Source organism: Micromonospora sp. NPDC003944 (assembly GCF_053605225.1).
On the sequence record NZ_JBSGIV010000119.1, the window covers coordinates 1 to 8,607 of the forward strand.

An 8,607-nucleotide genomic window follows, 5' to 3' on the forward strand; every position below is an offset into this window, starting at 1 on the left:
TCTTGCACTTTCTGTCCCGACAGTGGGGACATTCCCCGCATGTCGGCGACAGAAAGTGCAAGATCGGCGCAGCGGGGTCGGGGTGGGGTCGGGGGTGGGGATCGGATCAGGCCAGGGGTACGCGGGCCACGCCGGGGCCGGTGAGGCTGCCCAGCCAGAGGTGGTCGCCGTGCTGGCGTACCCCGGTGATCATCGAGTAGTGCCCGTTCGGGCCGTGCAGCGTCCGGCGGACCGCGCCCGCGTCGTCCACGAGCGCGACCAGCCCGTAGCGGCGTGGCTGCGGCTGCATCCGGTCGGGCAGCAGGGCGGCGATCTGACGCAGCCGCGGATGGGGCAGCAGCCGTTCGGCGATCGGCACCCGTGGGCTGGGCAGCGCGATCCAGTACGTCCCGTCGCCCACCGAGGTGAGGTTGTCCGGGTACGCGGGCAGGTCGGCGAGGACCTGTACACCGCCGCTCAGCTCGACCCGCAACAGCCGGTGGGTGCTGGTCTCGACGAGCATCAGCGCCGACTCGTCCGGGGTCAGCGCGATCCCGTTGGGAAAGTAGAGGCCGTCGGTCACCACCTCGGTGCGCCCGCTGCCCGGGTGGTAGGCCAGCACCCGACCGTTGGGGCGGTGCTCCAGCAGGTCCCGCTTCCAGTGTGAGACCGGAAACCGGTCGGAGCTGTCGGTGAAGTAGATGGTGCCGTCGCGGCCCACCGTCGCGTTGTTGGCCAGGTGCACCGGAGGTGCCGTCCCGGTCAGCTCGCGTACCGCGCCGTCCGGCGTGACCCGCAGCAACCCGCGGTACGCGTCGCAGACCACCAGCGCCTCGCCGGCCGGGTCCAGTTCGATGCCGAGCGGCCGGCCGCCGGTCTCGGCCAGCAGGTGGGGTCGGGTGCCGGCCGCCGCGTCGACCGGCCACCACCAGAGCCGGCCGTCCTCGTCGCCACTGACAACCCGCCCGGACCCGTCGACAAGCACGTCCTCGGGGCCGACGGCGCCGGCGGGGAGTGGCAGCAACTCGGCCTGGTCGAGCCGGCGGTCGATGGGGGCCCAGGGCCCGGCCAGTGCCGGCGGGTTGGTGGCCGGCTCGCGGACCGGACGGATCAGCCGGGGCGGCCGGGGCCGGGGGATCAGCATCGACCTATTCTCCACCCGGTCCCGGTCGACTCCGGGCTCCGCACCCGCACGGCGTGCCGTGCGACGGTGGGGGTGTCCGTCCGCACATCTGTGACCCGGAGTGGACCACTACGCGGGGTGACGAGCCTCTCTGGCCCCCGACTCCACCCCGAGAGGGAGGTGGAGTGGCTCAGGGTATGCCCCTGGGCGTACCCGGAATCACTCCGCGGAGGGGCGAAAGTGTCGGTGGTGGGGGCTAGATTTCTCCTCATGGAAGAGCGCAGCGACCGGCTCGACGTGCAGGTCAGCGTGGGTGACCAGATGGTCCTCATGCGGGTGGCGGGCGAGGTCGACATCGCCACGGTGGCCGCGTTCCGGTCTGCGCTGTGGTCGGCGCCGGCACGCCCGGTGTTGCAGCTGGATCTGTCCGGGCTGCGGCTGCTCTCCGCCGCCGGTGTTCGCACGCTGCTCGCCGCGCACCTGCGGGTGCGGGCCTGCGGTGGCGAGCTGGTCCTGGTCGACCCGAGCCCGGTGGTGGCGCGGGTGCTGCGCGTCAGCGGGCTGCACCGTGTGATGCCGATCCTTGAGCTGGCCTCGCCGATCGCGCCCGCGCGTCGGCCGGTGACCGCGACCACCGACCTGCAACTGGCGGCCTGACTGCGGCCACTGGCTGCAACTGGCGACCTGACCGCAGCAACTGGCGGCCTGACCGGGCCGACGAGGTGGTGGCAACCCGTCGTGACCGGGCGCGGCGTTGGGGCCGCCGGCGTGGGCCGGCGACCCCAACGATGGGTCAGCTCACGCCGAGCAGGTCGACGACGAAGACGAGCGTCTCGCCCGGCTTGATGACGCCACCGGCGCCCCGGTCGCCGTACCCCAGGTGCGGCGGGATGGTCAGGCGGCGACGACCACCGACCCGCATGCCGGCGACGCCCTGGTCCCAGCCGGCGATGACCTGACCGCCGCCGAGCGGAAAGTCGAACGCCTCGCCCCGGTTCCAGGACGAGTCGAACTCGCCGCCGGTGGAGTGCGACACGCCGACGTAGTGCACGCTGACCAGCTGGCCCGGCTCGGCCTGCGGGCCGTCGCCCACGGTGATGTCCTCGATCACGAGGTCGGCCGGCGGTGCACCCTCGATCGGACCAACCTCGGGCTTGCCCGACTGGGCGCCTGCTGCCTGGTTCATGCGGGGATCTCCTGCCGTGTTGGGTGATGTGTCCGGTCACCGTCGATCCTGCCGGATCACCCGTCACCGATGTGCGGCGGACCCACCACCTGCTCCGCAGCGACTTCGTCGGACCGCAGATGCCCGGTCGGGTGGTCACCTACGCTCAGAAAGGGCCGGTCGGCCCGGTGACGGGCGGTGCGCCGTGGTCGATGCGGAGGGCGTCGGTGGCTGAGGCGACGGTCGCGGTTCCGCTGTGGGCCTGGGCGGCGGTCGGCGCGGTGATCGCGGTGATGCTCGCCGTGGACGTGCTCCTGCACCGCGACAACCACGTCATCGAGCTGCGCGAGGCGCTGGTGTGGAGCGCCGTGTGGATCGGCGCGGGCCTGCTCTTCGGGTTGGTCGTCTGGTGGGGCCTCGGCGGTGACCCGGCCATCGCGTACTTCTCCGGCTACCTGCTGGAGAAGGCCCTCTCGGTGGACAACGTGTTCGTCTTCGCACTGCTCTTCGGCTACTTCCAGGTGCCGCCGGGCTACCAGCACAAGGTGCTGTTCTGGGGTGTCGTGGGCGCGCTCGTGTTCCGGTTGCTGTTCATCTTCGCCGGCGCCGGGCTGCTGGACCGGCTCACCTGGGCCGGGTTCGTGCTGGGGGCGTTCCTGATCTGGACCGGCTGGCGCCTTGCCGTACGCGGCAAGCCGGACGTCGACCCGGAACGCAACGTGGTGGTCCGGCTGTTCCGGCGGCTGGTGCCCACCGACGCCCGCTACCACGGCGACCGCTTCACCGCCCGGGTGGCCGGCCGGCGCGTGGCGACGTTGCTGCTGGTGGCGCTCGTCGCCATCGAAGCCACCGACGTGGTCTTCGCCATCGACTCGGTGGCGGCGATCCTCGCCATCACCACCAACACCTTCCTCGTCTGGACGGCCACCGCGTTCGCCGTCCTGGGGCTGCGCAGCCTCTACTTCTGCCTTGCCGGGCTGCTGCGACACTTCGACTACCTGCGGTACGGGCTCGCGCTGCTGCTCGCCTTCGCCGGGCTGAAGCTGATTCTCGCCGAGACACCGGTGGGCAAGTTGCCGGTCTGGTTGACCCTCGCCGTGGTGGTGCTGACCCTGGCGGTCTCGATCGGCGCCAGCACCCTGACCGCCCACCGCCGCGCCGACGGCTGAGCCGCCGCGCCGACGGCTGAGCGCCGGATCGGCAGGTCGGGGTCAGCCGACAAGCACCGGCCGGGACAGCTGGTCGGCGAGGAGCGTGGGCGCCTCGGCCAACGATGGGCCGTACCAGGTGAGGTGCCGCCCGGAGACCAGAGCGCACGGTACGCCGGGGAACGCCTCCGGCCCGTCGTCGGCGGTGAACAGGTACGGCTCGTCGGGCAGCACCACGAGGTCGGGCTCCTGCTCGCGCAACTCGGTGAGGGACGGGCGGGGATAACGCTCGGGATGCTCGTCGTAGGCGTTGACCACGCCGAGGCGGCGCAGCACGTCACCGGCGAACGTGTCACCGCCGAGCACCACCCACGGCCGACGCCAGACCGGCACCACCGCGCGGCGGCCGGGCGCCAGCCGGGGTGGCGTGGCCCACGCCCGGCGGGCGGCCTCCAACCAGGCCGGCTCCGCCGACGCACCGAGTTCGGTCAGCAGCTCGCCCAGCTCGGTCAGCGCGCCGGGGACGGTCCGCGGATAGGTGACCCGCACCGGCACGCCTGCCGCCCGCAGCGCCTCCGCGTCGGCCCGGCGGTTCTCCTCCACATTGAGCAGCACCACATCCGGTCGCAGCGCCCGAACCCGGTCCAGGTCGGGGTACTTGCTACCGCCGACCCGGGCGACGTCGAGCCCGACCGGGTGGCTGCACCAGTCGGTGGCCCCCACCAGCGCTCCCGGCAGCGTCGACGCCACCGCCTCGGTCAGTGACGGCACCAGCGACACCACCCGCACCCGCGTACCTCCGTTCGCCACCCGTGCACCGATCCGTTCGCCACCCGTGCACCGATCATGCCCTTCGGCCGGCGTGGGGTCAGGGGTGGCCGGGCTCGATACGGGCGGTCACGTCGAGGTGTGCGGGCTGACAGTCGGTCGTCGCCGCGAACCGGCGGACCGCACCGCGAACGTGCTCGCGTACGCCGGCGGTCGGCGCGTCGGCGGTGAGGTCCACCCGGATCCACACGTCGGGGTGTGGTGGCGCGCCGGTGAGCACTACCCGGGCCCGGCGCACGCCGGGGTTGCCGGTCAGGTCGCGTACCAGCGCGTCGGTGAGAACGTCGGCGGGCAGCCGGGTTCGGCCCGGACGGCGTCCGGGGTGGCTCAGGATGCCGCGCAGCGTACCGCCGGGGCCGCGCAGTTCCCGGGCCAGCAGGCGCTGACCGGCCAGCGCGAACAGCGCCCCGGCGACCGCCGCGGCCAGGGTGCTCCACGGCGCGGCGCTCCGCCATCGGTCGACCAGCTCGGCGCTGAGCAGCACCGCCGCCGGGTCCGCGCCGGGCATCGTGCCGAGGCTTGTCGCCAGCGTCGCCGCGCCGCCCAGCACGAGCAGCAGCGCGATGATGGTCCACAGGAGCCGGTGCCCGGCGTTGGTCATGCCGGCCGCCGGCGAGGCACCAGCCGGACCTCGATCCGGGCGGGGCGGGGCGCGGTGAGGCGGTGCAACTCCTGCCGTACGGCGAACTCGATCTCCGCTCGGGCCGCCGGGTCGCCGGTCGCGCGGATCCGGGGACGCCATGTGTCGCCGCGCGGTCGGAGCCGGACCCGGGCGCGGCGGACACCCGGCACCGCGCTGGCGGCGTTGGCGAGTCGTCGCTCCACACCGCGCCGGTGCAGGTACCAGCCGTCGTGCGCGTCGGTGCGCAGCCGGACCGGCGCCCAGCGGCGCAGTTGGGCGACGAGGAGCGCCAGGCCGAACACGAGGGCTCCGCCGGCCACGGCGCGGACCGTGGGGTCGCCCCACCGGGTGTCGCCCAGCGCGTCGAACCAGCGATCGGTGTCCAGTGGCGTCGAACGGTGCAGGGTGAGCAGCAGCGCCTGGACTGCCACCGCCGCACCGCCGATGAGCAGGGCGGTGGCCAGCAGCAGGGAGGCGAGCCGGTTGGCGGTGCGCACCTCAACCGTCCTCCGGCGCGGTGGCTCCGGAGGAGTCGACGCCGGGGACGAGCAGGTCGTCCACGGTGACGGTCACCACCGCCACGCTGAGCCCGGTCTGGGCGGTCACCCGATCGGCGACCACCGCCCGAACCGTCTCGGCGATCGTCGGCACGCTGTGTCCGTACCAGGTGATCAGGTGCAGGTCGAGCCCGACGGACCTGTCATCCAGGCGGACCGCCGCCGGGCGGACGACGGACACGCCCGGTACGAGGCTGGCGGCCTGCGCCGCGATCCGCGCGACGTCCGCCGCGTCCTCCGGCCGGGTCACCGAGCCGGTCAGGCCGCTGCCGGGTCTCGTCCCTGTCGACGGGCGGGTGGTCATCGGCGTCGCCGAGCGTCGGCGCGGCGGTCTCCGAGACCTGTCACCGCGAGGTCGCCGTCGAGCACCCGGACGACCAGCCAGCCGAGGAGGCCGGCGAGCACGGCGAGGGCGGCCACGCCGATGCCGGCGAGTGCCCAGACCGCCACGGCGAGGAACCCGGCGAGGAAGCCGAACTGCTGTCGGGACATGGTCACCTCCGGAGCGGTCCAGTACCGGCGGTGGCTGGATACACCCGGTGGCCATTGCTGGAACGTCGACCCTGCTGTGATCCCGGTCACATCGGAAGTCGGTGGCCCATGATCGACCACCTAGACTCGGCCCGGCTCGACCGACCGGCGGATGGATCAGGCAGATGACGAGCATCGGGAGCGACGAGCGCGGCTGGCTGCGGGCGGTGCCCGCCGAAACGGGGCGCGACGAGCCGCTCGGCCGCGCCGGCCACCGGATCCTGTCGGCACGCCGGCTCAGTGACCTGGTCCACGGCCGCCCGCCCGGTGTCACCGGCAGCCAGTGGACCTCGGCGAGCCGTGCCAGCTTCGACTACGTCGTCTACGCCGTCGACACCGGCCGACCGGTCGTCGCCGTGGAGATCGGCCCGGTGCCGTCCGCCGGCTCGGCGGAGCAGCGTGTGGAGCGGCTCAAGGACGCCGTGAGTGCGGCCGCCGGCCTGCCCGTGTTGCGGATCGGTTCGCCGACCCTGCGGGCCGTCGAGCACGGCCGCCGTCTGGTCGAGTACGTGATCGACGCGCGCGCCTACGCCGCCGGCGGCACCGGGGACGGCGCCGCCGGGACCGAACCGCCACCTGTGGGTTTCCGGGACATCCTGGGCCGGTTGCCGGACGGGCGCACCGGGCCGGTGAACGACCTCGGCGCGTTGACCCGTGCGGCGGCGGTCGAGGCGTACGTGGCCGGGCGGGTGGCCGACCCGATCGTGCGCGGGCTGCACGTCCGCTGGGTGGACGGGCCGGCGCAGGGATGGAGCTGGGTGCAGGTGCGCCCTGACGCGTGCCTGGTCGAGCGGGTCTCGGTCACCGAACACCGCTTCTCCTGTGGCGTCGACGCGGCCCGGCTGGCCGAGGACCTCGCCACCGTCGCCGTGGGGGAGCGGCTGCGGGAGAACGCCGTCGCGGACCTGCTGCCCCGCGCTGAGTGGACCGCGCAGATCGCCGCGCTGAGTCAGCGTCGCCACGAACTGGTCGGCGGGTTCGCCTTCGACCACCTCTGCGCCGACTGATCCGCGCCCGTTCCACCTGCTGATCCCTGCCGCGCGCCGGCTCCGTCCCGGCGCGCAGCAATTTTCTGTGAGTCAGTTGAACCTTCCCGGTCCCCACCCCGTACTCCTGCGCGAATGAACAGGATCTCCCCATCCGCGTCCGCTGGGCGCGGGAGACGGTGCAGAAAGGGCATCGTCGGCCATCGACGCATTACCGGGCGGGTCACGGCGGGTAACCGCCGCGGCGTGCCACCTCACATCCGTCGGTCCGCCGAGGGCAGAAATCCAGTACCGGATCGAGAAGGAGAGCAATTCGATGCGCAGGTCCACTCGGGCGCGCCGGCCTTCCGGCAACGCGCGGAGCAAGCGTCTGCTGGCAGTTGTCGGCACGCTCGCGGTCTTCGGCGGAGTTGTCGCCGTGACTCAGATTTCGTCGGCCCAGGACCGGCGGACCAATAAGCCGCGTCCGGCTGCCGGGCAGTGCGTGGAGCCGAGCCCCGGCGCGACCGCGCCGACCGGTGGCGGTTCGACCAGCCGGACCTGGCAGAACGGTCGGTGGGTGCGCAATCACTGGGGTGACGGACAGCAGTCGGTCCCCGAGTGTGAGGACGGCAAGGACGGCACGGTGGGCACCGGTACGGCCATCGCCTGCCCGGATGTGGCGTCCAAGCTGCCGCAGGTGCCGGACCGGGCGCGGGCCGAGGTGGACCGCAACCTGGCCCAGTTGCAGACTCAGATCGCCGAGGCGGACCGCCGGTTGGCGGCCGAGGGCAACAAGGGTGAGGCGTTCATCCGCAACGCGATCCTCCAGCCGTTGGCCGGCAAGCGGCGTGCGGTGCTGGACCGGATCACCACCGCCATCGACCGGGCCGGACCCCGGCCGCAGGGCCTCGCGCAGCTCGCCGAGTGCCAGGTGCAGCCCACCGGCAACACGGGCGGCGGCACCAGTCCCACGACCACCCCCGGTGGTGGCAACAACGGCGGCGGCAACAACGGCGGTGGTAACAACGGTGGCGGGAACAACGGTGGCGGCACCGCGCCGGGCGCCGGGCTCGGCGTGCTCGCCAACGACTGCGACGAGAGCCGGCTCCAGCCGCACGACGGTTTCCAGAACGGCAACCGCTGCGTGAGCACCGAGTTCGGTGAGGTCGGCGCGGCGGCCACCAACCCGTCGCTGCTGATCACCCAGTTCCCCGAGCAGGTTGGTCAGAACCAGCCCTTCACCCTGCGGGTCAGCACCCGCAACCTGGTCCGGGACCGCTTCCTGGCCGCCGGTCAGGGTGGCTACTACGTGGAGAGCTCGCTCCTCAACGACCAGGGCCTGGTCCGTGGTCACTTCCACACCGCCTGCCGGATGCTGGACAGCCTGACCGCTCCGCCGGAGCCGCAGGAGGTGCCCGCGTTCTTCGTGGCGACCGAGGACGGCCGCGGTGGCGCACAGCCCGACGAGGTGACGATCCAGATTCCGGGTCTGCCGGAGTCGGGTACCGCCCAGTGCTCCGTCTGGGCCGGTGACGGGTCGCACCGTCTGCCGATGATGGAGCGGGCCAACCAGACCCCCGCCTTCGACTCGGCGGACCCACCCGATGCGGGCATGGCTGCCTTCCTTCCTACGGGGCTGCGGTGATGGCACGCGCGGTCGCCTCACCGGTGACGGTGACCGTCTTG

At 73.0% G+C, this 8,607-nt stretch carries 11 protein-coding genes; 4 read left to right on the forward strand and 7 right to left on the reverse strand.

Annotated features, from left to right (window positions below; translation table 11 throughout):
• Window positions 1–106 precede the first annotated feature (106 nt).
• Entirely contained in the window at window positions 107–1,123 is a 1,017-nt protein-coding gene (locus tag ACWER9_RS31190) for an SMP-30/gluconolactonase/LRE family protein (protein WP_452305221.1), read from the reverse strand.
• A 249-nt stretch (window positions 1,124–1,372) separates the two neighbouring features.
• Between ACWER9_RS31190 and ACWER9_RS31195 the strand changes: the two genes are divergently transcribed.
• Window positions 1,373–1,759, forward strand: coding sequence for an STAS domain-containing protein (locus ACWER9_RS31195; protein WP_452305222.1), 387 nt, complete (start codon window positions 1,373–1,375; stop codon window positions 1,757–1,759).
• A gap of 136 nt (window positions 1,760–1,895) precedes the next feature.
• Here the strand turns inward: ACWER9_RS31195 and ACWER9_RS31200 are convergent, their stop codons facing one another.
• Window positions 1,896–2,288, reverse strand: coding sequence for an FKBP-type peptidyl-prolyl cis-trans isomerase (locus tag ACWER9_RS31200; RefSeq protein WP_452305223.1), 393 nt, complete (start codon window positions 2,286–2,288; stop codon window positions 1,896–1,898).
• 191 nt (window positions 2,289–2,479) lie between these two features.
• Here ACWER9_RS31200 and ACWER9_RS31205 point away from each other — a divergent pair, with 191 nt between their 5' ends.
• The gene (locus ACWER9_RS31205; protein ID WP_452305224.1) at window positions 2,480–3,436 is read left to right on the forward strand and encodes a TerC family protein; all 957 of its coding nucleotides are present in this window, start codon (window positions 2,480–2,482) and stop codon (window positions 3,434–3,436) included.
• A gap of 42 nt (window positions 3,437–3,478) precedes the next feature.
• Here ACWER9_RS31205 and ACWER9_RS31210 read toward each other — a convergent pair whose 3' ends face one another.
• From ACWER9_RS31210 to ACWER9_RS31230, 5 genes are all read right to left on the reverse strand, one after another.
• The gene (locus ACWER9_RS31210) at window positions 3,479–4,204 is read right to left on the reverse strand and encodes a helical backbone metal receptor (protein ID WP_452305230.1); all 726 of its coding nucleotides are present in this window, start codon (window positions 4,202–4,204) and stop codon (window positions 3,479–3,481) included.
• A 79-nt stretch (window positions 4,205–4,283) separates the two neighbouring features.
• On the reverse strand, window positions 4,284–4,844 hold the full coding sequence (locus ACWER9_RS31215; protein WP_452305225.1) for a hypothetical protein: 561 nt from the start codon (window positions 4,842–4,844) through the stop codon (window positions 4,284–4,286).
• Window positions 4,841–5,362, reverse strand: a complete 522-nt coding sequence (locus ACWER9_RS31220; protein WP_452305226.1) for a DUF6286 domain-containing protein — start codon at window positions 5,360–5,362, stop codon at window positions 4,841–4,843. Before ACWER9_RS31220 ends, ACWER9_RS31215 begins: the two co-directional genes overlap by 4 nt.
• A 1-nt stretch (window position 5,363) precedes the next feature.
• Window positions 5,364–5,726, reverse strand: coding sequence for an Asp23/Gls24 family envelope stress response protein (locus ACWER9_RS31225; RefSeq protein ID WP_452305227.1), 363 nt, complete (start codon window positions 5,724–5,726; stop codon window positions 5,364–5,366).
• Window positions 5,723–5,914, reverse strand: a complete 192-nt coding sequence (locus tag ACWER9_RS31230) for a hypothetical protein (protein WP_157563577.1) — start codon at window positions 5,912–5,914, stop codon at window positions 5,723–5,725. The genes ACWER9_RS31225 and ACWER9_RS31230 overlap by 4 nt, the downstream gene beginning before the upstream one ends.
• A 164-nt stretch (window positions 5,915–6,078) precedes the next feature.
• On the opposite strand from ACWER9_RS31230, the gene ACWER9_RS31235 reads away from it, so the two are divergent.
• A complete protein-coding gene (locus ACWER9_RS31235) occupies window positions 6,079–6,960 on the forward strand; it encodes a hypothetical protein (protein WP_452305228.1) in 882 nt (293 codons plus the stop codon).
• Between the two features lie 295 nt (window positions 6,961–7,255).
• Entirely contained in the window at window positions 7,256–8,566 is a 1,311-nt protein-coding gene (locus ACWER9_RS31240; protein WP_452305229.1) for a hypothetical protein, read from the forward strand.
• The last annotated feature ends 41 nt before the right edge of the window (window positions 8,567–8,607 follow it).